General features: G+C 70.6%; 32 protein-coding genes. 16 read left to right on the top strand and 16 right to left on the bottom strand.

Translation table 11 applies throughout. The annotated features are described in order from the left end of the window. Positions 1 to 50 precede the first annotated feature (50 nt). On the top strand, positions 51 to 497 hold the full coding sequence (locus ACZ6R6_RS26450) for a VOC family protein (protein ID WP_470097602.1): 447 nt from the start codon (positions 51 to 53) through the stop codon (positions 495 to 497). Further along, positions 494 to 1,504, top strand: coding sequence for an aldo/keto reductase (locus tag ACZ6R6_RS26445; RefSeq protein ID WP_470097600.1), 1,011 nt, complete (start codon positions 494 to 496; stop codon positions 1,502 to 1,504). The genes ACZ6R6_RS26450 and ACZ6R6_RS26445 overlap by 4 nt, the downstream gene beginning before the upstream one ends. Here ACZ6R6_RS26445 and ACZ6R6_RS26440 read toward each other — a convergent pair. Beyond that, a complete protein-coding gene (locus tag ACZ6R6_RS26440; RefSeq protein WP_470097598.1) occupies positions 1,449 to 2,111 on the bottom strand; it encodes a hypothetical protein in 663 nt (220 codons plus the stop codon). The genes ACZ6R6_RS26445 and ACZ6R6_RS26440 overlap by 56 nt on opposite strands. An 18-nt stretch (positions 2,112 to 2,129) precedes the next feature. Between ACZ6R6_RS26440 and ACZ6R6_RS26435 the strand changes: the two genes are divergently transcribed. Next, positions 2,130 to 2,417 carry a universal stress protein gene (locus ACZ6R6_RS26435; protein WP_470097823.1) on the top strand — a complete coding sequence of 96 codons (288 nt, stop codon included), beginning with the start codon at positions 2,130 to 2,132 and terminating at the stop codon, positions 2,415 to 2,417. Position 2,418: 1 nt separating this feature from the next. Here the strand turns inward: ACZ6R6_RS26435 and ACZ6R6_RS26430 are convergent, their stop codons facing one another. Beyond that, positions 2,419 to 2,616 carry a hypothetical protein gene (locus ACZ6R6_RS26430; RefSeq protein ID WP_470097596.1) on the bottom strand — a complete coding sequence of 66 codons (198 nt, stop codon included), beginning with the start codon at positions 2,614 to 2,616 and terminating at the stop codon, positions 2,419 to 2,421. 318 nt (positions 2,617 to 2,934) lie between these two features. Between ACZ6R6_RS26430 and ACZ6R6_RS26425 the strand changes: the two genes are divergently transcribed. Beyond that, positions 2,935 to 3,801: a universal stress protein gene (locus ACZ6R6_RS26425; RefSeq protein WP_470097594.1), complete on the top strand. Its 867-nt coding sequence runs from the start codon at positions 2,935 to 2,937 to the stop codon at positions 3,799 to 3,801. A gap of 207 nt (positions 3,802 to 4,008) precedes the next feature. Here the strand turns inward: ACZ6R6_RS26425 and ACZ6R6_RS26420 are convergent, their stop codons facing one another. The 7 genes from ACZ6R6_RS26420 to ACZ6R6_RS26390 form a co-directional block, all read right to left on the bottom strand. Next, complete coding sequence (locus ACZ6R6_RS26420; RefSeq protein WP_470097592.1) at positions 4,009 to 5,487, bottom strand: AMP-binding protein; 1,479 nt, start codon at positions 5,485 to 5,487, stop codon at positions 4,009 to 4,011. Further along, positions 5,484 to 6,707 (bottom strand): cytochrome P450, encoded by a 1,224-nt coding sequence (locus ACZ6R6_RS26415; RefSeq protein WP_470097590.1) that lies wholly within the window; start codon positions 6,705 to 6,707, stop codon positions 5,484 to 5,486. The genes ACZ6R6_RS26420 and ACZ6R6_RS26415 overlap by 4 nt, the downstream gene beginning before the upstream one ends. Continuing rightward, positions 6,704 to 8,428 carry an N-acyl-D-amino-acid deacylase family protein gene (locus tag ACZ6R6_RS26410; protein WP_470097589.1) on the bottom strand — a complete coding sequence of 575 codons (1,725 nt, stop codon included), beginning with the start codon at positions 8,426 to 8,428 and terminating at the stop codon, positions 6,704 to 6,706. The genes ACZ6R6_RS26415 and ACZ6R6_RS26410 overlap by 4 nt, the downstream gene beginning before the upstream one ends. A gap of 107 nt (positions 8,429 to 8,535) precedes the next feature. After that, positions 8,536 to 9,366, bottom strand: a complete 831-nt coding sequence (locus ACZ6R6_RS26405; protein ID WP_470097587.1) for an SDR family oxidoreductase — start codon at positions 9,364 to 9,366, stop codon at positions 8,536 to 8,538. Continuing rightward, positions 9,363 to 10,013 (bottom strand): nitroreductase family protein, encoded by a 651-nt coding sequence (locus tag ACZ6R6_RS26400; protein ID WP_470097585.1) that lies wholly within the window; start codon positions 10,011 to 10,013, stop codon positions 9,363 to 9,365. The genes ACZ6R6_RS26405 and ACZ6R6_RS26400 overlap by 4 nt, the downstream gene beginning before the upstream one ends. Before the next feature lie 83 nt (positions 10,014 to 10,096). After that, a complete protein-coding gene (locus ACZ6R6_RS26395) occupies positions 10,097 to 10,354 on the bottom strand; it encodes a CoA transferase (protein ID WP_470097583.1) in 258 nt (85 codons plus the stop codon). A gap of 340 nt (positions 10,355 to 10,694) precedes the next feature. Next, a complete protein-coding gene (locus ACZ6R6_RS26390; protein ID WP_470097581.1) occupies positions 10,695 to 11,147 on the bottom strand; it encodes a MarR family winged helix-turn-helix transcriptional regulator in 453 nt (150 codons plus the stop codon). Positions 11,148 to 11,210: 63 nt separating this feature from the next. Here ACZ6R6_RS26390 and ACZ6R6_RS26385 point away from each other — a divergent pair, with 63 nt between their 5' ends. Then, positions 11,211 to 12,332 (top strand): FAD-dependent oxidoreductase, encoded by a 1,122-nt coding sequence (locus ACZ6R6_RS26385; protein ID WP_470097579.1) that lies wholly within the window; start codon positions 11,211 to 11,213, stop codon positions 12,330 to 12,332. A 221-nt stretch (positions 12,333 to 12,553) separates the two neighbouring features. Here ACZ6R6_RS26385 and ACZ6R6_RS26380 read toward each other — a convergent pair whose 3' ends face one another. After that, entirely contained in the window at positions 12,554 to 13,159 is a 606-nt protein-coding gene (locus tag ACZ6R6_RS26380) for a hypothetical protein (RefSeq protein WP_470097577.1), read from the bottom strand. Positions 13,160 to 13,246: 87 nt separating this feature from the next. Here ACZ6R6_RS26380 and ACZ6R6_RS26375 point away from each other — a divergent pair, with 87 nt between their 5' ends. Both ACZ6R6_RS26375 and ACZ6R6_RS26370 read left to right on the top strand, forming a co-directional pair. Next, positions 13,247 to 14,296, top strand: a complete 1,050-nt coding sequence (locus ACZ6R6_RS26375) for a sensor histidine kinase (RefSeq protein WP_470097575.1) — start codon at positions 13,247 to 13,249, stop codon at positions 14,294 to 14,296. Continuing rightward, complete coding sequence (locus ACZ6R6_RS26370; protein ID WP_470097573.1) at positions 14,293 to 14,961, top strand: response regulator transcription factor; 669 nt, start codon at positions 14,293 to 14,295, stop codon at positions 14,959 to 14,961. The genes ACZ6R6_RS26375 and ACZ6R6_RS26370 overlap by 4 nt, the downstream gene beginning before the upstream one ends. Positions 14,962 to 15,334: 373 nt before the next feature. Here the strand turns inward: ACZ6R6_RS26370 and ACZ6R6_RS26365 are convergent, their stop codons facing one another. Both ACZ6R6_RS26365 and ACZ6R6_RS26360 read right to left on the bottom strand, forming a co-directional pair. Continuing rightward, positions 15,335 to 16,039 carry a ubiquinone/menaquinone biosynthesis methyltransferase gene (locus ACZ6R6_RS26365; protein ID WP_470097571.1) on the bottom strand — a complete coding sequence of 235 codons (705 nt, stop codon included), beginning with the start codon at positions 16,037 to 16,039 and terminating at the stop codon, positions 15,335 to 15,337. 222 nt (positions 16,040 to 16,261) lie between these two features. After that, entirely contained in the window at positions 16,262 to 16,837 is a 576-nt protein-coding gene (locus ACZ6R6_RS26360; RefSeq protein WP_470097569.1) for a TetR/AcrR family transcriptional regulator, read from the bottom strand. A 52-nt stretch (positions 16,838 to 16,889) separates the two neighbouring features. On the opposite strand from ACZ6R6_RS26360, the gene ACZ6R6_RS26355 reads away from it, so the two are divergent. The 3 genes from ACZ6R6_RS26355 to ACZ6R6_RS26345 all read left to right on the top strand — a co-directional run bounded on the left by ACZ6R6_RS26355 (position 16,890) and on the right by ACZ6R6_RS26345 (position 18,247). Further along, positions 16,890 to 17,810 carry an alpha/beta fold hydrolase gene (locus ACZ6R6_RS26355; RefSeq protein WP_470097567.1) on the top strand — a complete coding sequence of 307 codons (921 nt, stop codon included), beginning with the start codon at positions 16,890 to 16,892 and terminating at the stop codon, positions 17,808 to 17,810. Between the two features lie 106 nt (positions 17,811 to 17,916). After that, the gene (locus ACZ6R6_RS26350; RefSeq protein WP_470097565.1) at positions 17,917 to 18,045 is read left to right on the top strand and encodes a hypothetical protein; all 129 of its coding nucleotides are present in this window, start codon (positions 17,917 to 17,919) and stop codon (positions 18,043 to 18,045) included. A gap of 37 nt (positions 18,046 to 18,082) precedes the next feature. Next, on the top strand, positions 18,083 to 18,247 hold the full coding sequence (locus ACZ6R6_RS26345) for a hypothetical protein (protein WP_470097563.1): 165 nt from the start codon (positions 18,083 to 18,085) through the stop codon (positions 18,245 to 18,247). Positions 18,248 to 18,303: 56 nt separating this feature from the next. Here ACZ6R6_RS26345 and ACZ6R6_RS26340 read toward each other — a convergent pair whose 3' ends face one another. From ACZ6R6_RS26340 to ACZ6R6_RS26330, 3 genes are all read right to left on the bottom strand, one after another. Continuing rightward, a complete protein-coding gene (locus ACZ6R6_RS26340; protein WP_470097561.1) occupies positions 18,304 to 18,900 on the bottom strand; it encodes a dienelactone hydrolase family protein in 597 nt (198 codons plus the stop codon). 704 nt (positions 18,901 to 19,604) lie between these two features. Further along, on the bottom strand, positions 19,605 to 20,129 hold the full coding sequence (locus ACZ6R6_RS26335) for an RDD family protein (RefSeq protein ID WP_470097559.1): 525 nt from the start codon (positions 20,127 to 20,129) through the stop codon (positions 19,605 to 19,607). Between the two features lie 425 nt (positions 20,130 to 20,554). Continuing rightward, positions 20,555 to 20,806, bottom strand: coding sequence for a hypothetical protein (locus tag ACZ6R6_RS26330; protein ID WP_470097557.1), 252 nt, complete (start codon positions 20,804 to 20,806; stop codon positions 20,555 to 20,557). Here ACZ6R6_RS26330 and ACZ6R6_RS26325 point away from each other — a divergent pair. Next, the gene (locus ACZ6R6_RS26325) at positions 20,798 to 21,112 is read left to right on the top strand and encodes a rhodanese-like domain-containing protein (RefSeq protein WP_470097555.1); all 315 of its coding nucleotides are present in this window, start codon (positions 20,798 to 20,800) and stop codon (positions 21,110 to 21,112) included. The two genes, ACZ6R6_RS26330 and ACZ6R6_RS26325, sit on opposite strands and share 9 nt — an antisense overlap. Before the next feature lie 79 nt (positions 21,113 to 21,191). On the opposite strand, the gene ACZ6R6_RS26320 is transcribed toward ACZ6R6_RS26325, so the two are convergent. Beyond that, on the bottom strand, positions 21,192 to 21,485 hold the full coding sequence (locus ACZ6R6_RS26320; protein WP_470097553.1) for a metal-sensitive transcriptional regulator: 294 nt from the start codon (positions 21,483 to 21,485) through the stop codon (positions 21,192 to 21,194). 66 nt (positions 21,486 to 21,551) lie between these two features. Here ACZ6R6_RS26320 and ACZ6R6_RS26315 point away from each other — a divergent pair, with 66 nt between their 5' ends. The 5 genes from ACZ6R6_RS26315 (at position 21,552) to ACZ6R6_RS26295 (ending at position 25,975) form a co-directional block, all read left to right on the top strand. Then, positions 21,552 to 21,815, top strand: coding sequence for a rhodanese-like domain-containing protein (locus ACZ6R6_RS26315; protein WP_470097551.1), 264 nt, complete (start codon positions 21,552 to 21,554; stop codon positions 21,813 to 21,815). A gap of 27 nt (positions 21,816 to 21,842) precedes the next feature. Then, positions 21,843 to 22,283 carry a hypothetical protein gene (locus ACZ6R6_RS26310; protein WP_470097549.1) on the top strand — a complete coding sequence of 147 codons (441 nt, stop codon included), beginning with the start codon at positions 21,843 to 21,845 and terminating at the stop codon, positions 22,281 to 22,283. A 664-nt stretch (positions 22,284 to 22,947) separates the two neighbouring features. Then, complete coding sequence (locus ACZ6R6_RS26305; RefSeq protein ID WP_470097547.1) at positions 22,948 to 24,336, top strand: MBL fold metallo-hydrolase; 1,389 nt, start codon at positions 22,948 to 22,950, stop codon at positions 24,334 to 24,336. A gap of 173 nt (positions 24,337 to 24,509) precedes the next feature. Further along, the gene (locus ACZ6R6_RS26300; RefSeq protein ID WP_470097545.1) at positions 24,510 to 25,082 is read left to right on the top strand and encodes a rhodanese-like domain-containing protein; all 573 of its coding nucleotides are present in this window, start codon (positions 24,510 to 24,512) and stop codon (positions 25,080 to 25,082) included. Next, the gene (locus ACZ6R6_RS26295) at positions 25,079 to 25,975 is read left to right on the top strand and encodes a sulfite exporter TauE/SafE family protein (protein WP_470097543.1); all 897 of its coding nucleotides are present in this window, start codon (positions 25,079 to 25,081) and stop codon (positions 25,973 to 25,975) included. The genes ACZ6R6_RS26300 and ACZ6R6_RS26295 overlap by 4 nt, the downstream gene beginning before the upstream one ends. The last annotated feature ends 108 nt before the right edge of the window (positions 25,976 to 26,083 follow it).

The following is a 26,083-nucleotide window of genomic DNA, read 5'->3' as shown; positions in this document are numbered from 1 at the left end:
CAGACATTCTGTATGGACTTGCTGTCCATACAGAGTGTATGGTCATGGTCATGACGCGCATTGCCATCCACTTAGTCGTCACCGACCCCGACGAGGCCGCCACCTGGTACGCCGAGGCCCTGGGCGCACGCGAGACGGACCGCATCACCCTGCCCGGCGGCCGTACGCTGACCGTCGACCTCCTGCTCGGCGACACCCTCCTCGCGGTGGCGGGGGAGATGCCTGACCGGGGCATGCGTTCGCCGGCCGCGCTCGGCGGCACCTCCGCCGCCCTGCACCTACCGGTCCCGGACGTCGACGCCGCCTGGGATCGAGCGCTGAAGGCGGGGGCCACGGTCTTCGAGCCGGTGCACGACGCCTTCTGGGGCCAGCGCACCGGCCAGTTGCTCGATCCATTCGGGCATCGTTGGGCGCTGGACCAGCACATCCGGGACGTGCCGCACGAGGAGATCGTTTCCCGGGCCGCGGAGCTGTTCAGCGGATCGGCGACGGCATGAGATACCGGACACTGGGCGCGAGCGGCCTGCGGGTCTCCGAGCTGATCCTGGGCGCCATGACCTTCGGCGAGCAGGGCGGCGTCGGCGCGCCGCTGCCGGAGTGCCGACGCATGCTCGACCTGTACGCCGAGGCCGGCGGCAACATGATCGACACCGCGGTCAACTACCGTGACGGGGCCAGCGAGCAGATACTCGGGGAGCTGCTGGAGGGCCGGCGCGAGTCGTTCGTCCTGGGCACGAAGTACACCGTGTCACGCGACCGCTCCGACCCCAACGCGGCCGGGAACCACCGCAAGAACCTGCGGGCGTCCCTGGAGACCAGCTTGCGCCGGCTGCGTACGGACTACCTGGACGTCTACTGGGTGCACATGTGGGACCGCGACACCCCGATCGAGGAGACCATGCGCGCGCTGGACGACGCGGTCCGGGCCGGCAAGGTGCTGTACGTGGGGATCTCCGACGCCCCCGCCTGGGTCGTGTCCCGGGCCAACACGCTGGCGCAGTGGCACGGGTGGAGCCCGTTCATCGGCCTCCAGGTGCCGTACAACCTGCTCCAGCGCGACATCGAACGCGAGCTGCTGCCGATGGCCGAGTCGCTCGGGCTGGGCGTCACCGCCTGGAGCCCGCTGGGCGGCGGCGTGCTGTCCGGCAAGTACACCCGCCCCGGCGGCCCCGCGGCCGGTGGCCGGCTGAACGCCGAGTCGCTGTCGTCTCATGACCACGCGATGGCCCAAGTGGTGCAAGAGGTCGCCGACGACCTCGGCGCCACGCCCTCGCAGGTGGCCATCGCCTGGACCGCGAGCCGGTCCCGCGCGATCCACCCCATCGTCGGGGCGCGTAGCCTCGACCAGCTCCGCGACAACCTCGCCGCCGCCGACCTCACCCTGCCGCCGGAAAGCATCGCCCGCCTGGAGGAGGCCACCGGCTTCGCGCTCGGATTCCCGGCGGACTTCATCGCCCAGACCTCCCCGTGGGTGTTCGGCTCGGCACTCGTCGCCCCGCGCTGACGCCCAGCCCGCCTCTCGCCAGGACGGACGCACCGCTGCCACGAACCCCTGCCGGTCGATGGCGTCGGTACGGACCACAGCGCCGGTACAGGATGCGTTCACCAGCCGCCTGCTGGTCGCCAAGCCGACATGGTCTGGGCCCGGACGCGAGGAGTCGGTTTCGTGGAAGACCAGGTCGCCTGGCCGAACCTCGGATCGTGTACGGCCCGGCGGCGAACTTCAGCGCGGCAGGGTCGCCCAGGTCCACGTGCGCGGCCTTGCCGTCCATGAGCAGCGCGGTCTCCGCGTGGCCGGCCGCGCCCGCGACCGGAACCAGCTCGCGGTTGGTGAACGGGCACGTTCCAGGACTGCGCTCGAACACCGCGTCGCGGTACTTCGGGCCGGGGCTGGTGTAGAACCGCGTGCCCTGGGTGTTGAACCAGCCGTCCGCGCCGCGTTCGACGTTGAAGGAGTCGACGCGCCTTGTGGCCTCGTTGTGCGCGAACAGCTGCCACCGCCACATCTCGTTCGTCGCGGTCGGCACCTGCACCGCCGTGAACCGGCCCTCCTTCAGGTTCCGGATGAAGGACAGCTCCAGCGTCGGCTCATAGAACGGCCGCCCTTCCATTGGCGATGATCTGAAGCAATCGATGGGTCAATCGATCAACGTGGCCGCATCTGGTCATCCCCGGCCACCGGATACGCCCCGCTCAAGCACCTCTGGGACGGGAGCATCCGGAAGGGACCTCCTCTCTCCAGCGTCAAAATCCGGTCCGATCCTCCCCGAAGGCCGACTCTCGTGGCCGCCTCGGCACGAGCCGACCTGCTCGTCGTGGGGTCCGGCGGCCTCGGCGCCGGCGGATCGGTTCTTCTGGGCTCAGTCAGCCGCGGGGTGCTCCACCACGCTCACTGCCCCGTCGCGGTCGTCGGATGAATCAAATCAGCCCGCCCGGGGCCGCGTTGTGAGCTTCTTGCGGTGCCGGCAGGAGCGCTGACGGGCGCTGCCGATCTCGGATCCGCAGAAAATCGATCCCGGCCTGGCCTGCCAGCTGCTCCTGGCTGAGGCCCAGCTCCTTGCGCCGCGAGGCCAGCCGGCGGCCCAGGTCGCCGGGGGCCGTCATGTGTCCGCTCATGGAAATCTCCTGATGGGAAAGCAAAGACGATCACAGGCGTGAAACCGTCGGGTGCTGCGCACCGTCGAACGACCACGTGCGGACCGCTCTGATGCCGCCGGCTTCTCATCAGAAGGAAGACAACGTCCAGCAGGTCAAGAGCGCGGTCGCGGGCCGGCCTGCCTTCACGGATGTTGTTCTCCATGTCCTGCATTCCACTCCGGACGAAGCCTGATGGCAGGAGTCGGAAGTCCCTGATGCCCGGGTCCTTCGGCCGCTGTGGAGAACGCCGGGAGGCGGTCGGATGGGAACAGAAGGGGAAAGCCGGAGGAGGACGACATGACAGCGCATGTAGTGGTGGGCGTGGACGGCTCACCTTCCTCGCAGGCCGCGGTCGAATGGGCCGCCGACGACGCCGCGCGGCGCGGATGTGCCCTGCGGATCGTCCACGTGTGCGAGCCGTGGGTTTACGACATCCCGCTGCAGACCCCGCCGGGCTTCCGCGACTCGGTGACCGAGTCCTGGCAGGGCGTGCTGGAGAACGCGGCCCGCTCGGCGCGCGAGCGCGCCCCGGGAATCGAGGGCGATACCGTGCTGGAGACGGGCCGCCCGGTCGAGATTCTCCGGCGTGAGGCCCAGGACGCCGAGCAGGTGGTGCTGGGCAGCCGGGGTCGCGGCGGGTTCACCGGGCTGCTGCTCGGCTCGGTCTCCCTCGCCCTGGCCGGGCAGGTGCCCGCGCCGGTCGTGGTCGTCAGAGGGGCCCAGGAGCGGACCTACGATGAGGTCGTCGTCGGCTTCGACGGCTCGGCCCACGGGGCGGCGGCCCTGGGGTACGCCTTCGAGGAGGCCGCCCGGCGCGGCGCCCGGCTGCAGGCGATCCACACCTGGCAGATGCCCGTCCTGGGACAGGGGGCCACCCTTTACGCGCCGCTGGTGGAGGAGATCTTCGCCACCGAGGAACGGGTCGCGGCGGACGTGCTCCGTCCCTGGCGGGAGAAGTACCCGAAGGTCGAGGTCGAGGAGACGGTGGTGTGCGGGCACCCCGTCGCCGTCGTCTGCGAGGCCTCGCAGACCGCGGACCTGGTCGTCGTCGGCTCGCGGGGGCAGGGCCGGCTCGGCTCGGCCGTGCTGGGGTCGGTCAGCCACGGGGTCCTGCACCACGCCCACTGCCCCGTCGCGGTCGTGCGGGCCCCGGAGGAGGCGTGATGGACGTGCGGAACCTCACGGTGGCGCGGGTGATGAGCCGGGCGCTGGTCGCCGTCGACCCCGAGGAGTCCCCGCTCATGACGTAGGAGATCGCGCGCCGCGCGGGTGTCCACCACCTGCCGGTCGTCGAAGCGACAAGGCCGCGGTCCGCCTGGCCAAGCCGGACGCCTCGGGCCTCCGCCTCCACGACTCGATCACGCCGAAGGACTACGCGAACAACGTCCGCGCCCACGCGTAGTCGAGCTTGCCCACGGGCGTCCGCTTGATCTCGGGCACGATCCGCAGCGCTCGCGGGATCTTGTAACCCGCGAGCCGCCCGCGGCAGTGCTCGGCCAGCTCCTCCAGCGTCACCTCACCCGCGACCACTGCTGTCACCCGCTGGCCGAATCGCGGATCGGGCGTGCCGACCACCAGCGCGTCGTACACCTTCGGGTGGCTGCGCACGGCGATCTCCACCTCCTCGGGGAACACCTTCTCCCCGCCGGTGTTGATCACCATCGAGCCCCGGCCGAGCATGAGCGCGGTGCCGTCCTCGTGCAGGATCGCCTGGTCGCCCTGGAGCGCCCAGCGGGTCCCGTCCGGCCCGGTGACGAAGGTGCTCGCCGTCTTCACCGGATCCTTGTAATAGCAGAGCGGGATGTTTCCTGATCTGGCCAGCACCCCCTGCTCGCCCGGCCGTACCGGCAGGTGATCGGGACCGAGCACGGCGAAGCCGGGACCCAGCGCGAACCTGGGCCGCTCCTCCTCGGCGGCGGCCCCTACCGCGCCCGTCTCCGACCCGCCGTAGTTGTCGACGATCATCGCGTCGGGCAGCACCGCGCGGATCCTCTCGCGCGTCGTCGCCGACAGCGGCGCCCCGCCCGACCCCACCGAGAAGACCTCCAGCTTGTACGGCCGGCGCCCCAGCTCGTCGGCGACCGGCCTGGCCATGCCGTCCCCCGCGAACGACAGCACCTGCGACCGCTCGCGCTCGGCCAGCTCCAGCACCGCGGCCGGATCGAAGTGCCGCCCCGTCCACAGGACCACCGTGCCGCCCGCCGACAGGCAGATCCAGGTGCTCCACTGCCCGTTGCCGTGCATCAGCGGCGCGTGCACCTGGAAGCGCGGCCCCTCGGGCCCGAAGCGCAGCTCCGAAACATCCTCGACAGGCCCCGAGTAGACGCTCATCGCCGCGAGGTAGATGTCCTCCGAACGCCACAACACGCCCTTGGGCAGCCCGGTCGTGCCGCCGGTGTAGAGGATGTACGGGTCGTCCCCCGACCGCGGCCCGAAGCCCCTGCCGCCCGGTACGCCCGCCAGCGCCCGCTCGTACGGCTCGCCGAAGGCCAGCACGGGACCGTCGAAAGGCGCCCTGGCCAGCAGGTCGGCCTCGCCCAGCAGCGCCACGCAGTCGGCGTCGCCGAGCAGATGGGCCAGCTCCCGCTCGAGGTAACGGTAGTTGACGTTGACCGGCGCCACCCTGGCCTTGAAGCAGCCGATCATGCTCTCCAGCCATTCCGCGCGGTTCCAGGACAGAATGCCCACGTGCTCGCCTGGCCGTACCCCTTGGGTCCGGAGCCAGTGAGCCACCCGGTTGGCGCGCTCGTCCAGCTCGCGGTAGGTCAGCCGGACCTGGCCCGCGACCAGGGCGAGCCGGTCGGGCACCGCGTCCGCGGCGCGTTCGAAGACGTCCGCGAGGTTGATCACCGCGCCTCCAGGACGATCGGGAAGGACGTGACGCCGCGCACGAACGAGTTGCGCATCAGCCGCGGCCCCTCCGCGTCGGCCCACGCGGCCGAGTCGACCCTGGCCACCCACTCCTCGAAGAAGATCTTCAGCTCCAGCCTGGCCAGCGCCGCGCCGAGGCAGAAGTGCGTGCCCAGGCCGAAGGCGATGTGGCCGCCCGGCTTCCTGGTCACGTCGAACACGTCGGGGTCGGCGAAGACCGCCGGGTCGCGGTTGGCCGAGCCGTACATGAGCAGGACCTGTTGGCCCTTTCGGATGGTGTGGCCGTGCAGCTCGGTGTCGCGGGTGGCGGCGCGGCACATGTTGAGGATCGGGGTGGTCCAGCGGATGAACTCCTCGACCGCGTTCTCCGTCAGCGACGGGTCCTCGCGTAGCAGCCGCCACTGGTCCGGGTGCCTGATCAGCGCGTCGATGGCGGTGGCGATCACCGTGCGGGTGGTCTCCGCGCCGCCGTCGAGCAGCAGCAGCGCCTCGTTGGCCAGGCGCTCGTCGTCGTAGTCGGGCCGTGCCGACCACAGCGACATGAGGTCGTCGTGCGGGCACTTGCGGCGCTCGGCGGCCAGGTCGAGCACGGCCAGGCCGAACTCCCCGGCGGCGACCGCGGCCTCGTGAGTGACATAGCGCAAGCCGCCTCCCGCCGCGATCGTCGTCTCCGACCAGTGCATGAGCTTGGGCCAGTCGGCGTCGGGGAAGCCGAGCAGCCAGCCGATCATCCGGGCGGGCAGCGGCGCGGCCAGCGCGGGCACCGCGTCCACCGTGCCCTTCTCCAGCGCCTGGCCGATCTGCTCGACCACCACCGCCCTGATCCGCTCGGCGTAGCGTCCGTGCACGTGGCGTGGGGTGAAGCGGCGGTAGACGAGGCGGCGGCGCTCGGCGTGCTGCGGATCGTCTATGCCGATCATGGAGGGGTCGGACGGCAGCTGCGGGCGGTAGCCGCCGGTGCTGGTCCAGAGCTTGGGATCGCGCTCGATGGCGGAGATGTCGGCGTGGCGGGAGATGCCCCACAGGTCGTTCGCCTCGTCGTGGTGGACGGGGGAGTGCTCGCGCAGCCAGGCGTACAGCGACCAGGGGTCGTCCGCGTACATGTCGCCGTCGAGCAGGTCGATGCCGGTCCGGTGGCCGGCGGCCGTGCCCTTCCTGTCCGCGATCGCCGCTTCCGTGGTCCTGAACAGTTCGCTCATGCTCCGCCCCTGATCAGCCGGCCGGGCAGTGCTCCGGTGTGCTCACCGTGAGAGAAGGTCTGGGTGCCGCCGACGAAGGTGGCCACGTAGCCGCCGGCCCGCTGGATGAGCCTGCGTCCGCCCGCGGGCAGGTCGTGCACCATTCGCGGGCGGTGGTTGCCGACCCGCTCGAAGTCGATGAGGTTGAGGTCGGCCTTCATGCCGGGGGAGATCGTGCCGCGGTCGTGCAGGCCGTACAGCCGGGCGGTGTCGCGTGACATCAGCTTGACGACGTGCTCCAGCGGCAGCCGCGCACCGCGCGAGCGGTCACGCGCCCAGTGGGAGAGCATCGTGGTGGGCATGGAGGCGTCGCAGATGAAGCCGCAGTGCGCGCCGCCGTCGCCGAGCCCGAGTACGGCCTGCGGGTGCAGCAGCATCTCGCGCTGGGGATCCAGATCGCCGTTGGCGTAGTTGAGTATCGGCAGCAGGAAGATCGCCTGGCCGTCGTCCTCCAGCATGAGGTCGTACAGCAGCTCGAGCGGCTCGCGGCCCTGGCGTTCGGCTTGGGCCTTGACGGAGGTGCTGGGGTGCGGCTCGTAGTCCGGGTTTTCCGGATCCAGCGGATAGAGGCGGTCGGTGAAGCCGCGGCAGAGGGCCGCGAGCATGTCCTCGTCCTTCGGGACCTCGTGGAGGATGCGGTGCTTGACCTGGGGGTCGCGCATGCGGTGGACACGCTCGTGGCGCGGCAAGGTGGAAATTTCCTGGTATGAGGGGTGGTCGGCGAAGGCATGCAGCGCCTCCAGGCCGATCAGCATCCCGAACGGCCGGCAGGCCACCTGCGGGTGCAGCCGCGCCACCTTGGCCGACTCGCTCAGCAGCTCACGCCACAGGTCGGGCACCGAGTCGATCTGCAGCAGCGCGAAGGTCACCGGCCGGTCGATCGTCTCGGCCAGCCTGCTCATCCAGGCGACCTCCTTCATCGGCGCGTTGACGTCCTCACCCGCGGCTCCGGCCGGTGCGATCTCGTAGACGCCCCTGCCGAGCTCGCGTAGTGCCTCACCGATGCCGAACAGCTCGTCCTCGGCCGCGAACGTGCCCGGCACGGGCTCGCCGTCGATCGCCCTGTGCGCCAGCGTCCGGCTCGTCGAGAACCCCAGCGCCCCGGCTTCGATACCCTCCTTGACCATCTGTTTCATCCTGGCGACGTCGTCGGGTGAGGCAGGTTCGTTGCGCGCGCCGCGCTCGCCCATCACGTACGCGCGCAGCGCCCCGTGCGGTACCTGGGTGCCGATGTCGAGCGCGTGCGAGTGCCGCTCCAGCGCGTCGAGGAACTCGGGGAAGCTTTCCCACTCCCAGGCGATCCCCTCGGACAGGGCGGTGCCGGGAATGTCCTCGACGCCCTCCATGAGGCCGATCAGCCACTCGCGCCGGTCCGGCCTGGCAGGGGCGAAGCCGACGCCGCAGTTGCCCATGACCACGGTGGTGACGCCGTGCCAGCACGAGGGACCGAGCAGCGGGTCCCAGGTGGCCTGGCCGTCGTAGTGGGTGTGCAGGTCGACGAAGCCGGGCGTGAGCAGCAGCCCGTCCGCCTCGACGGTGCGCCGGGCGCGCCCCGGCAGGTCCGCGCCGTTCCGGCGGGCGACCTCGGTGATGCGGCCGTCCGTGACGGCGACGTCGGCGGTGTACGGCGGGGCGCCGGTGCCGTCGACGACGGTGGCGGCGCGAATGACAAGATCGTGCATGGTCAGCTCCGGTAGGGGAGTGTCACGGAGCCGCCGCATCGCTCGCGCCGACGATTTGGCGGTCATGCCGAAATTTCCTGATATGTCCGGCGCTGGCGCCGGACATATCAGGAGGGGGTCTGGGTGGGTGTCACCCCTCTCAGGCCGTCGCGGCCGTAGGCGGGTTCGAGCCAGGGGGAGAAGTCGGGGCCGCGGCGCAGCGAGTGGCCGCCGTCCACGTTGACGACCTGGCCGGTGATCCACGAGGCCTCGGGCGACAGGAGGAAGGCCGCCAGCGCGGCCACGTCCGCCACCTCGCCCACCCTGGGCAGCGGGGTGCAGGCCTGGTAGTCGGCCAGGACCGGGTTCTCCGCGTCGGTGATGATCGACACCATCTCGGTGCGGATCAGGCCGGGACGGATCGCGTTCACCCGGACGCCGCTGGGACCGAGCTCGTCGGCGGCCAGCATGCACAGGTGGTCGATGCCCGCCTTGGCCACGCCGTACGGGCCGAACCAGCGGTGGGTGTTGGAGGCGGCGATCGAGGAGATCGCCACGAACGAGCCGCCGCCCGCCGCGGCCATCAGCGCGGCGGAGTGCTTGAGCGCCAGCATGGTGCCGGTCAGGTTCGTCGCGATGACCTTCTGCCACTCCTCGATCGGCAGCCGGGTGATCGGGCCCAGCCAGCCGGAGCCGCCCGCCGAGGCGACCACCCCGTCCAGGCGGCGGCCCGCGTGCTCCCACGCCCGCCGTACGGCCGCCGCCATCTGCTCCTCGTCGGCCACGTCGGCCACCACGTAGCTCGCCTTGCCGATCTCCGCGCAGGCGGCGGCCAGCCGGTCCTCGGTGCGGCCGCAGATGGTCACGGCGGCGCCCGAGGCGGCAAGGCGCTTGGCGACGCCCAGCCCGATGCCGCTGCCGCCGCCGGTGACGAGCACTCCCTGGCCGCCGAGGTTCATGGCTGCTCCCTCCACAACGGTCCGTCGACGGTGAAGCCGACCGGGTCGCCCCACCGGTTGCGGTAGCTCACCAGATGCGCCGGGCGGCGGGGCGCGACGCCCCAGCGGCCGGTCGGGTAGCCGAACGTCACCGTGCACGCCAGCCACCAGCCCTCGCCCTCGGGCACGCCGAGCACGCTCAGCGTCTGCTTGGGGTGGAAGATGCCGAGAATACTGGTGAGGGCGGTGCCGACGGCGTGCGCGCGGGCGGCGAGCTGGGCGTTCCAGACGGCGGGGAAGATCGAGCCGCCGCTGCTCGGGTCGTGCTGCGCGAAGGCGAACAGCATCAGCGGGTAGTTCTCGAAGTTGTCGGCCAGGTGCTGCGCCGAGGCGAAGACGCGGCGGGCCTGATCGTCGGCCTGGTCCAGCAGCGGCCTGTAGTAGCTGTCGAACAGCTGGCGCAGCCCGTCGCGGTAGAGCGGGCCGAGCTCGGCCTTGACCTCGGGGGAGTCGACCAGCATGAAGCGCCAGTTCTGCTGGTTGCCGCCGCTGGGGGCGCGCACTGCGGCGTCCAGGACGGCGCGCTGCACCTCGAGCGGGATCGGGTCCGGCTTGACCCGGCGCATCGCGCGCGTGGTGTAGAGAGCCTCGAAGACGTCCATGCTCATTGGTCGCTCACCATTCCTCATTCGCTCCATCGGGCCAGCACCCCCGCCTCGCGCAGCTTCCGCGCCTCCTCCCCGTGCAAGCCCTACGGCAGGTCGGTCAGCCGGGTCGCCGGGGACAGGCCGGGCAAGGCGGCCACCCCGTCGGGGAACTTCAGCTCCAGCCCGATCGTGTGCTTGCCGCGGCCCATGACGTCGGCGCACGGCTTGTCGGAGACCGCCTTGACGCGGTCGACGCGCAGCACCTCGGCGCCGTGGTCGGCGAGCATCATCCCGGCGAACGGGCCCGAGGCGAGCCCGGCCGGCTCCAGCACCCGCACCCCGGCCAGAGGACCTTCAGGCATGGACATCTCCTCGACTCTAAGTCCGTACGGCCGCCACAAGCAAGCGCTTGGTAACGTGTTGTTCCGTCACCCTTAACGGAACAACATTCGGTCGCCTGGCGCAAGGGTCACCCGGTGCCCCCTGCCCGGGGCCGGCGGGCCCGAGACACGTCGTACACCGCGAGGGGAACCCTGCGCACGGCCGCCGAGGCCGCGGTCCGCCAGGCGCTGGAGACCGACTCGTCGAAGAGCGGGGGGGCCATGGGCGCCCACCGCAGGGCGGCGACCGGAGGCGTCCCCGGCCGCGAAAGCGAAAACCTCACGCTTGCAGAGCCATGAATGGAGTGTTCACCGCGGCGCTTCAGCCGGACTGCTCGCGCAGTTCCCTGGTCGCCGAGCGGTAGGCCCGGGCGACGCCGGTGAGGATGCCCAGCATCAACGGCACCTGCTCCGGCGTGTAATGCCCGCGGATCTCTCCCAGGTGCCGCTCGGAGGTGATGCGGGTGGCGTGGTAGTCGGCCATGCCACCTTCTATCAGCTCCACGGTGACCATGCGCCGGTCGCGCTCGCCGCGCACCCGCCGCACATAGCCGGCCTTCTCCAGGCGGTCGATGAGCCGGGTCGCGGAGGCGGACGGCAGCCCCAGTTCCTCGGAGATGACCCCCACGGGGAGCGGGCCGCGCATCTCCAGCAGGATGAGGGCGGCCACGTCCACATGGTGCACGCCGAGCCGGTCGGCGATCGCCTCGATGTGCAGCATGACCGCGATCAGGAACTCGCGGAAGACGTCCTCTTCTGGGTGCTTGTCGGTCACTCGACCCAATGTACTTCGTATCGATGTATCTTTAAAACGAAGTTACTTCGATTTGGAGAGAAAATGGATGTTCTTGTCATCGGCGCCGGCGTGGGCGGCCTGGCCGTCGCACGGAGCCTGCTGGCCGCCGGGCACCGGGTGCGGATCTATGAGCAGGCGCCGACCATGCGGACGGGCGGCGCGGGACTGAGCATCTTCAGCAACGGCGCCGCCGTGCTGCATGATCTCGGTGTCAGCCTTGACGGCGTCGGCGGCCGGTTCGACCGGATCGACGCCCTGACGGCGGACGGCCGGCTACGGCTCAGCTCCGACATGGCCCATGCGGCCACGCTCTACGGTTTCCCGAACAAGTCGATCTCCCGCCGCCTTCTGCTGGAGCGGCTGTCCGAGGGGCTGCCCGGCGACCTGATCAGCTACGGCACGGGCTGCCGGAAAGTGACCCAGGACGGCGACCGGGTCACGGCGACCTTCGACGACGGCTCGGTGATCACAGGGGACCTGCTCATCGGAGCCGACGGCCACCACTCGGTCGTCCGGCGCGAGCTGTGGGGCGACGTCCCCATCCGGACGGCCACCTTCGGCACCTGGCAGGCCCTGAGCCGGATCGACATCGACCTCGCCCGCACCCACCTCCACCTCATGATCACCGGAAGGGAGGGTGCGTGCGGGATCATCCCCGCCGGGGACGGCAAGCTCCAGTGGTGGTTCGACGTGCGCTGGTCTCCCGGCGAGCCGCGCCCTGCCGCGCCCCTGGCCGAGCTGAGGCGCCGCTTCGGCCACTGGGCGTCCCCTGTCCCCGAGCTGCTCGCCCAGGCGTCCGAGGACGATCTCGACTTCTTCGGCCATCACTGGCAGAAGGTGCGCCGGGAGTGGGGCAAGGGCCGCGTCACCCTGCTCGGCGACGCCGCCCACCTCATGCCGCCCACCCTCGGCCAGGGCGCCAACCAGACCCTGGAGGACGTGTGGGTGCTCGGGCGCGAGCTCGCCAAGGGCGGCGACCCGGCGCAACGGCTACGCGCCTACGAGCGGGCCCGCTACCCGCACGTCAACCTGGTGTCCAGGCTGGCCAGGCGCAGCCCCGCCAACTGGCGGATCCCCCCGCTCATCGGCCGGATGGTCTCCGAGACGTCCCAGAGCGGGATGCTCGCCCGCTTCAGCAACCGCCTCACCGCCCTCTCCCACTGAGAGCGGGCGCCGGAAGACGGCGGCTTGGCCGATCAGGACGCGTCGTAGTCCAGGCGCGATCCGCACCTCGCCCGGGGCGGGAGGCTCAGACGGTCCCGGCTGCGAGGGCCAGAACGAACGAGTAACCCGATGCACCTGTCCCCACGTCGTTTGAGGAACGCAAGCGGATGCGTTCACATAACGCGCCAGGGTGTTGGGGCACGGTGTTGTGCCGACGGGGTTCACTGGTTCCGGCGCCGGTGGTAGGCGTAGGTGACGGCGGCGAGCAGTGGTCCCCACAGCAGAAGCGGAAGGTAGCAGATGTAGAAGATCGCGGCCTCCCAGCCGCCTGCTTGCGTGGGGAAGTCCGCGGGAGTCGGCTCGCCGCGGAGGGTCACTCCGGCGAACTCGGTCACGAAGGCGGCGGTCCACAGCACCGTCAGGATCACGGCGCCGAGTGCCGCGGGAATGACGGCGGCCGGCGTCGGCACTCTGCGACCACGCAGCCCAGGGATCCAGCGAGGGAACCGCTCTCCCCACGCGGCGACCAACCCGACGGCGGTGAACGCCACCAGCTCCGACAGGATCGACAGGAAGACGATGTACGCCCGCTCGCCGAGCCCGATCCCATCGTCGAACACGGCAGGCAGCCGCCAGAGGCTGGATGGCAGCACGGTGAACGGCACGGCGTACGCGGCAGTCCGTGCCCAGCGGGAGACCCCGGCCACCGGGGCGTGGGCGGCTCTCCACACTGTACGCAGCCGCCCGCCGGTCACCGGCGATCCTGCTGTTCCGGCGATCACGGCGAGCGAGGGCGTAGCGCCGCGTGACCGATCAGTTCTCGTCATGGCGCTCACGCTAGGAACGACCGGGCCGTGCCACCTCCCCCCGGCGGGGGAGTGCACCCCTCGAGGGGTCGGCTAACGTCGATCCCCGTGAAGCACCATCTCGCCCGGGCCGTGCGGGCCGGGGTCTACCAGTTACTGGGCGCCGCGCTGCTGGCTCCGGTCGCCGCGGCGCTCGGCCTGTTGATCCTGGCGGAGCTGACGCCGGGACGCCTGCTGGTGCTGTGGGCGGCGTGCCTGCCCGCCTCGGTGCTGCTCGCGATGATGCCGCTGACGCGGCGCCTGGAGGTGACCGCGCTGTCGGATCTGCTCGACGTCGACGTGCCCGAGCGGGGCGACCGCCTCTACCTGGTGGCCCTGACCAGCCTGCACCTGTACGTCGGCGCGACGCTCAGCGCGGCCGTGCTGGCGCTGTCTCCCGGGCTGCTCCCGCGGGCGTGGCGCGTGGCGCCCGGCGAGGTGGCCGAGGTGCTGCTGCTCGCCGCCGTCATGCTGGCCGCGATGGTCGCCACGGGTTTCGGCCAGCGCTGGGTCGCGCGCCGGCTGCTGCGCTCCGAGCCGTCCCGCCTGATCGACGAGCTCGGCCGCCGGCAGTCACTCGCGCTGGAACTGCACGACTCCGTCGGCCACGCCCTCAGCGTCGTCCTGGTGCAGGCCATGGCGGCCGAGGCGGCGCTGCAGCGCGCCGCCCCCACTCTCGTCGCGCAGTCGCTCGGGCACCTGACGACCACCGCCCGCGACGCTCAGCAGGAGCTCGACGTGCTGCTCAGCGTGCTCGACGACGGCGTAGCGGGCGAGACGCCCACCCTGGAGGCGCTCGGCTCGCTCACCCGCGGCCTCGACGTCCGGGTCAGCGTCGACCCCCTCGGCAAGGTGCCCCCCGCGACGTCGCGGGCCGCCTTCGCGATCGCCAGGGAGGCGCTCACCAACGCCCTGCGCCACGGGCACGGCCCGGTCACGCTCGGCGTCGCCGTCGGCACCGACCTGACCCTGACCATGGACAACGCGACCCTGGGCACGCCCGGGGAGCCGGGGCGCGGCCTGACCGGCATGCGCATGCGGGCCCGCCTCGCAGGCGGGACGTGCACCTGGGAGGAGGTGGGCGGAACGTGGCGCGTCCGGGCGAGCCTGCCGCTGTGATCCGGGTCGTCCTGGCCGACGACGAGAAGCTGATCCGCTCGGGTTGGGCGACCATGCTCTCCCTCCACGACGATATCGAGGTGATGGCCGAGGCCGCCGACGGCCGTACGGCGGTCCAGGCCGGCACCGGCGCGGACGTCGTGCTGATGGACATCCGCATGCCCGGCATGGACGGTCTGGCCGCGACCCGGGAGCTCGCCCGCCGCTCCCCGAAGACGCGCGTCATCATGGTCACCACGTTCGAGAGCGACCAGCTCGTCTGGGGGGCCCTGCGCGCAGGTGCCGCCGGCTACGTGCTCAAACGCTCGCCCGCCGGCGAGCTGGTGGAGGCCGTCCGGCTGGTGCACGGGCGCGACGCGGTGCTCTTCCCCGACGCGCTGCGCCGCATCGCCTCGCCGCATGTCGGCACCGCTCGGCAGCGCGTGCCGGTCGAGCTGACACCGCGCGAGCTGGACGTCCTGCGGCACATCGCGCTCGGGCGGAACAACGCGGAGATCGCCTCGGCGCTGCACGTCACCAGGGAGACGGTCAAGACGCACGTCGGCAACCTCCTGGACAAGCTCGGCGCCCGCGACCGCACCCAGGCGGCCGTTCTCGCCTACGAGCTCGGCCTCGCCGGCACCGGCGTCGTGGGGGTGACGAACAGCCGCCGGCATCGAGAATGATCCTGCGAGTCCCTTGCGTTTCCATGGTGCACTCGTGGCGCTTGGCTGTCGTGCGCGCGGCGGGGGGATATCCAAGGAACCCGCACAGCCGGTAGCGAGCCAAGAGGCCCGTCCGAAGGCTCGGACGGCGACATCGGGCGCTCCCGCGTGAGCCGACGATCGGGAAAACGATCAATTCGCTCCGCGCCGGGTGCCGCCGCGCGCCGGGAATGATCGAGAGCCTGGCGCTCATGACGCTGGCTGGCCTGACTACCCCGTACGCGCCGGCTCGGCGGCCGCGGCTCGGTCGCCGCCGGCGGCGGGCAGAACCACCCTCTCCCGGTAATCCACAGCTCTCCGGCATCGCTCCCGTTCCGCCGGGCGCACGGAAGGCTTACCGCTTTTCGGCCGAGATGATCATGTGGGTGCCGAAGAACCTCTTCCGCCACGCTATGGAGCCGAAGCCGACCCGGCGGAGAAGCGCGGAGACCTCCTGTGGAGTCATGAAGCCGAGCGTGGATTCCTGCAGATACGCATACGACTCCCGATCGCGTGCGACCATCTGGCCGAGAAGGGGAATCACGATCCGGACCCCCAGCTCCACCGGGTAACGGAGCGGTCCGCGCGGCGGGCAGGTCTCCAGGATGACGACCCGGCCTCCGGGTTTGAGCACGCGGTACTGCTCTTCGAGCACGCGCTCGACATTCTCCACGTTCCGCAGGAGATAGCCGTGCGTGACGGCGTCGAAGGACCCGTCGCCGAAGGGCAGGTCGTTCGCGTCCGCGTACTGCCACGTGATGGCGGAGGCCCCCGGTTTGCTCGCCGCCTCCGCCAGCATCCGCTCCGAGAAATCGACGGCGTGGACGGTCGAGTCCGGATATTTCTCCCGTGCGGCAAGAGCGATGACGCCGGTTCCGGTGGCGATGTCGAGCATGCTCCCACCTGAGGGGACCTTCGCGCCCTCCGCGATCTCACGGCACCAGGCGGCATGCCGCCCCAGCGTCATGAGGCGATTCATCAGGTCGTAGTAGTCAGTGATCTTGTCGAACGTCCGCTGGACCTCCTGGCCCTTGGACGACGGCGTTCCCTGTGCTGGCATCTGTGTGCGGCTCCTCAGTCAACTGCCATTGTGCCGGGGCCGTCACCGGCCCTCCTCCCCCGTCCGGGGGATCCCGGGGCGGGGGAATCCGGCGCCGTACGGGTAGCTGCCGCTCCCCGCCTGGTGCGCGAGATCGGTAATGATCCGATCTGGCCCTGTGGAACATCCTGGATCTCACTCCGGGAGGTGCCTGGAGACCGAGAGCGGGCCGACGAGGAATGTTCAGCTCGCCGAATCCGCGATGAGACGGCTCAACTGCAGATCGAGTACCGCGATGGCCGCACTGGGGCTGATCTCGCCCAGCATGCGCGCGTCGGCGAGTGCTCCTGCCACGCCGAGCAGGATGCGCGCCTCCGCCTCGGCGGCGACAGCCGAACCGCAAGCCTCGGTGACAAGTCGCGCGACAGCGGCGGTCGCAGCGGACGACCCCTCTTGGTAGAGCTGGCGAAGCTGGGGGTCCGCAGCGGCGGAAGAGAGAAATGCGTGGCCTGCCAGGATCTGTTCAGTGCCGAGATTCACCAGTGCCAGAAGGACCTGACGCAGCGCCGCACGTGGTGGCTCATCCAGGTGTACGGCTGCCGCGACGGCGCTCTCGATGTCGCGCCGTTGCATGGTCGCGGCGAGCTGCAACAGCGCCTCCTTGGTGGCGAAATAATGCTGGACCAGGCCCTTGGAGATCGCGGCCTCCGCCGCGACGCGTCCGATGGTTACCGATGCCAGGCCCTCACGCACGCACAGCCGAAGCGCGGCCCTGGCGATCTCTTCACGACGCGCATCATGATCCACGTGTTTCGGCATCGCCCCTCCCGAGCCTTTACAATACGAACGTATAGTAAACGAGAGGGTTGCCATGGACACCATCGCACCGAACATCGGGGCGGCATTCAGGGCAGGCAAGCTCGGCCACTTCCGCGACGCCGCCGCCTACGCCAGATATCGGCAGGCTTACGACCGCGCGATTGCTGGCCTGCCCGCGCCGAGCGCGACGCTGAATGTGTCGACCGACTTCGGCACCGTTCGCGTCTACCGGTTCGGACCCGCCGACGGGGTGCCGCTGTTGCTTCTGCCCGGTCGCGCAGCGGCTGCGCCCATGTGGGAGGCCAACCTGGCCGGCCTGGCGAAAAACCGCCCGGTGTATGCGATAGACCTCATCGGAGAGCCAGGCCTGTCGGTGCAGACCTGCCGGTTGACCTCCTCCGAAGACCAGGCGGCCTGGCTCGCGTCGCTGATCGACGGCCTGCCTGAACAGGCGCTTCACGTGCTGGGTCTGTCGATCGGCGGCTGGTCCGCGCTCAATCTCGTCGTTCGTCGGCCGGCCGGAGTTCGCTCGCTCGTCCTGCTCGAACCGGCCGCTACCTTCGGCGGCATCACCTGGAAGGTCGTCGTCGTCTCTCTGGGGTCGGTGCTCCCCATGCCCCAGGCCGTCCGGCGGCGCCTGTTGAGCTGGATCTCCGGTGGCGCCGACGCCTCCGAAGACGGCCCTGTCGCCGCGCTGATCGCCTCCGGCATGCGTGACTTCACTGCCAGCCTTCCCCGGCCCACCTACCCCACCGACGAGCAGATCGCCGGGATCGATCTGCCCACGCTGGTGATCCTCGGCGGCCGCAGCATTATTCACGCTCCCAGCAAGGCCGCGGCACGGGCACGCCGCCTGCTCCGGCACGGCACCGTCGAACTCTGGCCGGAGGCGTCGCATGCCATCAACGGTGAATTCCCCGAGCGCATCGAAACCACTGTCAACGCCTTCCTGGCCAAGGTCGAGGCGACCTAGATCCGCGTCAGGCCACGTTCTTCTTGACCATGCGGCGTAGGCGAGGGTTGTCGGTGTTGCGGTTTCGCCAGGCGATGTAGCGGCGGATCATGCTGCCCTGCTCACGGTGGCCGGCATGGTCGGCGCCGTCGCGGACGAGTCCGGTGTTCAGGTGAAGGACACTCCGTGGGCGCGCGAGATCGAGCTGCGTGATCCTGACGGCAACCGGCTACGGGTGGATACACCTACGGAATGAACGCTCCCGGCCGGCGCCTGGCAGCGAAACTGTACTGGTGAACGTCACCTCGGCGATCTTCGCCACGGGCATGCCCTGCGCGGACGGCGGCACCATCTGGGCCCGCCGCCAGGTCACCATCGATCCGCTGCAGCCGCCGACCCTCGTCATCGTCGATCTCCCGAACCTGAACTGTGTCGGCCACGCCGACCGGTGTTGCTGATCGCGCCGATCGGGAACGGATCCCGATCGGCGCGTCGCGGACTGCGGACGGCGGTATCAGCCGAGGTGCCGGGCGGAGAACCGTAGCGTGCTGTCCAGCTCGAACGCCGGGATCTCCCCGTGCCTGCCGGGGTTGGCGTGCAGCGTCTTCTGGGCTGAGGCCAAGGCGTTGAACAGCGCCAAGCCCTGGGCCCGCGGCACCCGCTCATCATCCCACTGCGGCAGGCACTCCACCGGGACGGTGATTCTCGCGGCGGCCTCCGCCGATGCCAGCGCCCCGCCCAGGCCCAGCACCGCCGCGCGGACCCGGGGTTCGGCGGCAACGAACGGAACGCCGAGTCCGCAACCCAACGACACGCCCCAGTAGCCCACCGGACCAGCCCCGACGTGCTCGAGTCGTTGAACCGCGTCCAGGACCGTCTGCCATTCCAGGACGGTCTGGCGGGCTACGAGCGCCTGGAACCCAGCGATCAGCGGAGCCGGCTCCTCTCCGGCAACCGCACGAGCCTGGTTCTCGGTCGCGATCCGGTTGTACTCCTCGTCCTTCGGCCGGTCGCCATGGCCGGGCACGTCGACCGCCACCACCGCGAACTCGCACCCGGCCACGGAGCGGCGCGCACGGGCCACGATGCCGGGGGCCTTCCGGCCCCTCACACTCCCCGGCCGCAGACCAGTTCGCCCGACACCGCGTCGATCCTATGACTGGATAGAACACATGGTTCGTCGCCGTGAACTGACCGATGACGCGTCGACCTCGGGTGGAGTGCGGCTCGGGGTCCGACGAGCATCGGAACTGTGATTCTTGACCTACGGCCCGGTTGGGCCTGTCACGCTCGAGGCTGGCATTTGTATGACCCGCATTCGGAACCGGCGCCCGATATGGCGCTGCCTTGTTTTCGAGATGTCCACCGGGTGCCGGCGTCGGCCTGGCCCACCCCGTCGGCTTGATCGGCGGCTCGTCCGCGGTCTTCGGCGTGACTCGGCCGGTTCGCTGGGAGCCGTCCTCGCCCATGCTGAGGCGACCACCGACGCCCACGGCTGTCGCCGGCTCCGGAAGTTCGCCCAGGAGCACATCCCCACTCGCCGCCACGGGGCTCCTGAAGGAGCCGGTAGCTACGGTGCGGGCCTGGCCACGTTCCTGGAGGCCTCCGGCGAAAAGGGCGGTGGAGGTCTGCCGTCCCGAACGACCGGCTCAACGTGTCTGTCGTGACGGTTGGATCTTCGAACTGAACCAGATAGCGGATTCGCCCTACTTCCTGGGCCTGTGCCAGTTGAGGTGTTAAGTGATGCCGAGGCGGCCTCGTACGGCCAGTTTCCCGGCGCTCCGTCGCAGGCGGAGCTGGAGCGACCGAGCTGCCCTAAGCTCTGACGACCCTGGTGGCGCAGAGCCGGTCGTAAGGGGTCCGGCCCGAGCCCAGGAACAGGGTGAGCCCATACAGGCCGAGCAGCCCGTAGGTGACGACGGCCAGCGTCAGGTCGCGCGGGCCGAACTCGCCCTTCGGCCACGCGAGCTGATCCCAGACCATGGTGTGGGCCACCTCCCACGGCAGGAGCACCTTGAGCGCTGTCCGGGCGAGGGCCACCGGCCTGCTCGGACGTGCGCCCGAGAGGGTCTCCACCTTGAGGCCGAGCAGGCGCTTGCCGGGTGTCGCCTGCCGTGCGGACCATTCCCGCGAGGCCAGCCAGACCGTGCCGGGGACGGAGAGGATCGCCGCTGCGATCACCTGGGCGAGAATCCTGCTCCCGAGGCCGTCGATGACGGGGATCAGCGTGATCCCCGCGAAGTAGAGAGGGACACAGACTGCCGCCACCACGCCCGCGTAGGCCATGATCAGGCCGTAGTCGATCACTGTGGCCGCTACTCTGCGCAAGGCCGCGGCCATGCTCGTCTCCAGGGTCCGGGGGGTCGCTGGAGACACCGTATCCGGCGTCATCGACTGTGCAACCTGCGGTACCGCTCATCGAGATGGCCCCGCAGGTCAAGCCTGCGGCGGGTCAGGCCGCTCTCCAGCCGTTCCCCTGTTGGCCGGGCAGCGAGGGGCGCGGGGCCTCCTCCATGTGGCGCCAGCCGCGGACCTCCATCTGACGTACCCGCGAGCTGCTATCAGCTGCAAGCCAGAACCCGTTGACGTGGACTGGACCCCTAGGAGCCTGGATCTCCGCAGGCCGGAGACAGGTTCGTTGGATTTTCCGCCATCGCTACCGGACCCCGCCAGAGACCGAGCGCGTCGGGAGGCGGCGCGGCCTCACGCGGCGGAGGTGTTCGCGCAGGGGATCGTCGCAGGCCCCGCAGCCAATCGTGCCGCGCTCAGGGCGCCTGATCGCGGTCCCGGCCGGGGCGCTGCGCTGAGCCGAACGGCGGGTGGTCCTCCAGGACTTCGGGCACCTTCACATCCTCGGCGTGCAGCATCACGGCCACGCCCAAGTCCAGGTTCGTCGACCAGGTGTCGCGGCGGACCCCGTGGCCGGCGGGCCCGGCCTGGACCATCTCCACGATCTCGCCGACTCGGAAGGTGCGCGGGTTGCCCTCCGGGGGAGTGGAGCGGACCTCGTGCAGCACGCGGAGCCGGACCCGCCGGAACCAGGACCGTTCCGCGAGCTGCGCCGCCGTCTCGGCGAGGCGCCGCCCGGTGTGGTGTGGGTGCACTGCGCCGGCGGGGTGCGGGCGGCGATCACGGCCTCCCTGCTGGACGCGGCGGGGCGGGACGTGGTCATCTGCCGATCCGGCAACCGCTCGCGCACCGCCGCGGACCTCCTGTACCGGCGCGGCGTCGAGGCCGTGGACGTCACCGGCGGCATGACCGGCTGGGCCGGCCAGGGCCTGCCGGTCGTGCGGGGCGACGACCGGCCGGACTCCGTGGCGTGATCACACTGATCTGGCGTCCGGGCGCGTAGGTCGGGCTGATCGGCAGTGTGCTCGGTGGAGGCCGAGGCTCGGCCAGGGATCAAGCCAGCGAGAGGAAGAGCTTCTCCAGCCGGGCCCGCATCGCCTCACGGTCGCCGTCGGACGCCATGTTCGAATCGGTCAGGCAGTGCTGTAGACCCGTCGCGATGATCGCGAAGCCGGCCCGGTCCAGTGCCCGGGATGCGGCTGAGAGCTGCGTGACCACGTCCTCGCAGTCCCGCCCTTCCTCGATCATCTTGATCACTCCCGCGATCTGACCCTGGGCCCGGCGTAGCCGGTTGACCACGGACTTCAACTCGTCGGCCGCCATCGCCAGTTCCACAATCCACTCCATTCGACGTGCATACCCCTGTGGGTATCCTACCTCAGGTGCCGATACCGGTAGGAAAGGAAAAACCCCATGTCCGCCATCGCCCTCACTCCTGAGCAGGCCCACGCCTGCCTCGCCTCCGTTGATGTCCGCACCCCTGGCGAGTACGCCTGGGGCCGCCTGCCCGGCGCCCGCAACGTGCCCCGCGAGCGGCTGGACCAGGCATTGGGCGCCCTCAGGGCGGCCGCCGGCCTCCGTGATCCCCTCTTGGTGTGCGCCTTTGGGGTCCGCTCCGGACATGCCCGCGAGCGCCTCGCCGCCGGCTCCCTCACCATCGCTGCGCTCAAGCGCTAACGGCCGATCGAACCATCAGGACCCACCATGCCCCTTCCCGGCACCGCACGCACCGGCCGCCACCCTGACTCCGGCGATGGCGCCACCGCGTCGCGCTCCGTACGGCTCGGCCTGCGGGAGAACTTGCCGCAGTTCACCCTGCTCGTCGTCGTCAACGTCCGCGTCGGCGCCCTTGTCGGGCTCGAGCGCACCACCGTGCCGCTGATCGGCGCCGAAATCTCCGGCCTGACCAGCGGCCTGGCCGTCTTCTCCTTCATCATCGCCTTCGGTCTCACCAAGGCCCTGACCAATCCCGCCGCCGGCGCGCTGACCGCCCGCTTCCGCCGCAAGCAGCTGCTGGTCACGGGCTGGCTGATCGGCGCGCCTGTCCCCTCCGTTCCGGCCTGGGCGCCTACCGTTTCCGGCGCGACATCGGCTACGCCGCAGGCGCCCTCGTCGCCGGCGTCCTCACCGACACGCTCGGGCTGAACGCCACCGTGATCGCCGCCGCCGTCCTGACCGCGGCCTCCGGCCTGCTCGCCGCCCGCTGGATCACAGCCCGTCCTGCCGCCACCGTGGCCACGGCCGGTACAGCACCCGGAGCGTAGAGAGCTTCGTCGGGATCGTCATTGGCCCCGGCCGTCATCGCCGTCACCCGAGCCTGCTAACGGACTCCGGAACGCCGACTCCGCCGTCAACGACATGGCGCGCGGCTCCGGCGCGCGCTGGACATCGCCGTTCTCGGCAGTCTTCTGACCGCCGCCTACCGCGACATCTCCGCCTCACCGGTGTCCCGCCGCAGGTAGCCAAGGCTGGACAGCTGGGTTTGGGGTGGACGGGACACCGGCTGACTGTAGGGTCCCACCGCATTCAGATACCCCCCCAGGTATTTGACAAAAGGGGCGCCGGCTTCCTATCGTCGATGACGTAATACCCCCCTAGGTATACCTGCCGCCAGGATGGGCGCCCGGCCTGTCGTTGGCGGCGCTCGGAGTCGGGTCGGCGCCGGCCGTCCGGTCGTGACGGGGTCCGTCGCCCTCGGATCCTCATGACCCTGCCGCTCGTACTCGACCCGGCCTTCCCGAGGCGGGCCACTCTTTGACCTCGCTTATACCCCGATGGGTATATGCGTCATGCTGTTACGGAGGTTTCCGTGTTCTTCGCCCAGTACTACCTCGACTGCCTCTCGCAGGCGTCGTACATGATCGCCGACGAGGCCGCCGGCCAGGCCGTGGTCGTCGACCCCCGCCGGGACGTGTCCGAATACCTCGCCGACGCCGAAGCCCGCGGCTTCACCGTGGTCGGCGTCATCAACACCCACTTCCACGCCGACTTCGTCGCCGGGCACCTGGAGATGGCCGCCCGCACCGGCGCGTGGATCGGCTACGGCCGCCGGGCCGAGACCGAGTACCCCATTCGCAAGCTGGCCGAGGGCGAGATCATCAGCCTCGGCGACGTCACCCTTAAGATCATGGAGACGCCCGGCCACACCCCGGAGTCGGTCAGCGTGCTGGTCCATGAACACAGCGACGACACCGTCCCGTACGGCGTGCTCACCGGCGACGCCCTCTTCATCGGCGATGTGGGCCGGCCCGATCTCCTGGCCTCCGTCGGGGTCACCGCCGAGGAACTCGGCGCCATGCTGCACGACAGCGTCCAGAACAAGCTGATGAGCTTGCCCGATGAGGTCCGTGTCTTCCCCGCCCACGGAGCCGGCTCCGCCTGCGGCAAGAACCTGTCCACCGAGAGGCGGTCCACGATCGGAGAACAGCGCGCCACCAACTACGCGTGCGCGCCCATGAGCCGGGAAGCGTTCGTCGCCCTCGTCACCGCCGGCCAGTCCGCCGCTCCCGGCTACTTCGCCTACGACGCGATCCTCAACCGCAAGGACCGTGAGCTGTTCGACCCGGCGGCCGCGCCGCGTCCGTTGACCAACGCGGAGTTCACGGCCCGGCGGGTCGCGGGCGCCGTGGTGGTCGACGCCCGCGACCCGCAGGAATTCGCCGCCGGTCACCTGCGCGGAGCGGTCAACGTTCCCGCCGACGGCCGGTTCGCCGAACAGGCCGGCACCGTCCTGCCGGTGGACGCGGACCTGCTCGTCGTCGCGCCGCAGAACCGCGAGGAGGAGATCGTCACCCGGCTCGCCCGGATCGGTTTCGACCGTGTGGCCGGATACCTGCGCTCTCCCGACGACGCGCTCACCACGATGGCCGACGAGGTCGCCCCTGCCGGCCGCCTGACCGCCGCCCAGCTCCGGGCCGCGCTGGCGAGCGAGAATCCGCCGGTCGTCATCGACGTCCGCAATTGCGGTGAGCGCGGTGAGAACGGGTTCATCGAGGGAGCCCTGCACATCGCGCTCGGCGAGCTCCCGCGCCGTCTGGACGAGATTCCGCGCGACCGGCCCCTGGTCCTGCACTGCGCGGGCGGCCACCGCTCCTCCATCGCCGCCAGCCTGCTGCGCCACCGCGGCTTCCAGGGCGTCTCCGACGTCCTGGGCGGCTACGCCGCCTGGGCTCTGCTGAACACGCCCGCCGCCGCCTGACCAGGCGGGCCGCTCCGGTCGGCAGGCCCGCGATCCGACCGGCCACCGGTGCACCCGCGACGGGGGACTCTCATGCCCCTGACAGCCCTGGTGCGGGTGCACCGGCTCCTTCTCCCTTCACGCATACCCTGCCCCGTATTTTCACGGATGCGCATCACCACGACGGAGTTCTCATGACAACCGACGCCTCCCTCACGCCCACCGCCCTCCAGCGGCTCGTCAAAGACGGACGCGGCCCCTGCATGCTGGACGTGCGTACTCCCGGAGAGTTCCAGACCAGCCACATACCCGGCGCCTACAACGTTCCCCTGGACACCTTGCGCGAGAACCGCGCCGAACTGCGTCACCACCTCGACCAGGACGTGGTCCTGATCTGCCGTTCCGGCGCCCGCGCCGCCCAGGCGGAACAGGCGCTCGCCGAGGCCGGCCTGCCCAACCTGCGCGTCCTGGACGGCGGCATGATGGCCTGGGAGGCAGCCGGAGCCCCGGTCAACCGGGGTCCGCAGCGCTGGGATCTGGAGCGCCAGGTCCGCCTCATCGCCGGCTCCGTCGTTCTGCTCACCGGTGTCGTGGGCATGTTCGTGCCCGGAGCGCACCTCATCGGCACCGCGATCGGCGCCGGGCTGACGTTCGCCGCGCTCAGCAACACGTGTGCGATGGGCATGCTGCTGTCCAAGCTGCCCTACAACCGCGGTCCGCGCACCGACATCCGTACCGTCATCGCTTCGCTGCGGGACCGGTCGTGATCACCTTCGTCCTGGCCGCCTCCGTACTGATCGGCGTCAGTCTGGGCATCCTGGGCGGCGGCGGTTCCATCCTGACCGTGCCGATCCTGGTCTACCTGGCCGGCCAGGACAGTAAGGAGGCCATCGCCACGTCCCTGTTCGTCGTCGGTGTCACCAGCCTGATCGGACTCGTCCCGCACGCCCGCGCGGGCCGGGTGCGCTGGCGCACCGGATCGGTCTTCGGCGCGGTCAGCATGGTCGGCGCCTACGGCGGCGGACGCCTGGCCGAGTACATCCCCGGCACCGTCCTGCTCGTCGCGTTCGCTCTGATGATGCTGGCCACCGCGGCGGCCATGCTCCGCAAGCCTCGCCGGTCCGCCGCGCACAGGCCCGCCCACAGCGAACTCCCCATGAAGCACGTGATCGTGGAGGGCCTGGTCGTCGGCGCGGTCACCGGCCTGGTCGGCTCCGGCGGCGGTTTCCTCGTCGTCCCCGCGCCCACCCTGCTCGGCGGACTGCCCATGAGCGTCGCCGTCGGCACCTCGCTCCTTGTCATCGCCATGAAGTCCTTCTCCGGACTCGCAGGCCACCTCGCCGGGGTCCAGATCGACTGGGGCCTCGCGCTGACGGTGACCGCCGCGGCCGTCGTCGGCAGCCTCATCGGCAGCCGCTTCGCCGGACGCATCCCCCAGGACACCCTGCGCAAGGCGTTCGGCTGGTTCGTCGTCGTCATGGGCATCTTCATCCTCAGCCAGCAACTGCCCCACACCGTCTGGACCAGCACCCTGACCTGGACCGGCGCCGCACTCACCGCCACAGCTGCCGCAACCTGGGCCACCGTACGGACACGCCGGGGGCCGACCGCCGCGGACGCACCCCCCGGGGGCTCCCAGAAGCCGAGCACACGCTTGTGAACCAGACACCCCGGGGCGCCGCCGCCTCCTCGGCGGTCAGCCCGGAGAGCCGCGGCCCGGCCCGTGAACGCCAGCGGCCCACCAGGGGCGGGGCGCCTTGAAAAGGTC

Source organism: Streptosporangium sp. NPDC048886 (genome assembly GCF_055586905.1).
This window is presented reverse-complemented; position numbering and strand designations above follow the sequence as displayed.

Coding starts and splice junctions, on each gene's coding strand:
- ACZ6R6_RS26450 (WP_470097602.1), top strand. CDS start 51: ATGACGCGCATTGCCATCCACTTAGTCGTCACCGACCCCGACGAGGCC.
- ACZ6R6_RS26445 (WP_470097600.1), top strand. CDS start 494: ATGAGATACCGGACACTGGGCGCGAGCGGCCTGCGGGTCTCCGAGCTG.
- ACZ6R6_RS26440 (WP_470097598.1), bottom strand. CDS start 2,111: ATGGAAGGGCGGCCGTTCTATGAGCCGACGCTGGAGCTGTCCTTCATC.
- ACZ6R6_RS26430 (WP_470097596.1), bottom strand. CDS start 2,616: ATGAGCGGACACATGACGGCCCCCGGCGACCTGGGCCGCCGGCTGGCC.
- ACZ6R6_RS26425 (WP_470097594.1), top strand. CDS start 2,935: ATGACAGCGCATGTAGTGGTGGGCGTGGACGGCTCACCTTCCTCGCAG.
- ACZ6R6_RS26415 (WP_470097590.1), bottom strand. CDS start 6,707: ATGAGCGAACTGTTCAGGACCACGGAAGCGGCGATCGCGGACAGGAAG.
- ACZ6R6_RS26410 (WP_470097589.1), bottom strand. CDS start 8,428: ATGCACGATCTTGTCATTCGCGCCGCCACCGTCGTCGACGGCACCGGC.
- ACZ6R6_RS26405 (WP_470097587.1), bottom strand. CDS start 9,366: ATGAACCTCGGCGGCCAGGGAGTGCTCGTCACCGGCGGCGGCAGCGGC.
- ACZ6R6_RS26400 (WP_470097585.1), bottom strand. CDS start 10,013: ATGAGCATGGACGTCTTCGAGGCTCTCTACACCACGCGCGCGATGCGC.
- ACZ6R6_RS26395 (WP_470097583.1), bottom strand. CDS start 10,354: ATGCCTGAAGGTCCTCTGGCCGGGGTGCGGGTGCTGGAGCCGGCCGGG.
- ACZ6R6_RS26385 (WP_470097579.1), top strand. CDS start 11,211: ATGGATGTTCTTGTCATCGGCGCCGGCGTGGGCGGCCTGGCCGTCGCA.
- ACZ6R6_RS26380 (WP_470097577.1), bottom strand. CDS start 13,159: ATGACGAGAACTGATCGGTCACGCGGCGCTACGCCCTCGCTCGCCGTG.
- ACZ6R6_RS26365 (WP_470097571.1), bottom strand. CDS start 16,039: ATGCCAGCACAGGGAACGCCGTCGTCCAAGGGCCAGGAGGTCCAGCGG.
- ACZ6R6_RS26360 (WP_470097569.1), bottom strand. CDS start 16,837: ATGCCGAAACACGTGGATCATGATGCGCGTCGTGAAGAGATCGCCAGG.
- ACZ6R6_RS26355 (WP_470097567.1), top strand. CDS start 16,890: ATGGACACCATCGCACCGAACATCGGGGCGGCATTCAGGGCAGGCAAG.
- ACZ6R6_RS26335 (WP_470097559.1), bottom strand. CDS start 20,129: ATGGCCGCGGCCTTGCGCAGAGTAGCGGCCACAGTGATCGACTACGGC.
- ACZ6R6_RS26320 (WP_470097553.1), bottom strand. CDS start 21,485: ATGGAGTGGATTGTGGAACTGGCGATGGCGGCCGACGAGTTGAAGTCC.
- ACZ6R6_RS26315 (WP_470097551.1), top strand. CDS start 21,552: ATGTCCGCCATCGCCCTCACTCCTGAGCAGGCCCACGCCTGCCTCGCC.
- ACZ6R6_RS26310 (WP_470097549.1), top strand. CDS start 21,843: ATGCCCCTTCCCGGCACCGCACGCACCGGCCGCCACCCTGACTCCGGC.
- ACZ6R6_RS26300 (WP_470097545.1), top strand. CDS start 24,510: ATGACAACCGACGCCTCCCTCACGCCCACCGCCCTCCAGCGGCTCGTC.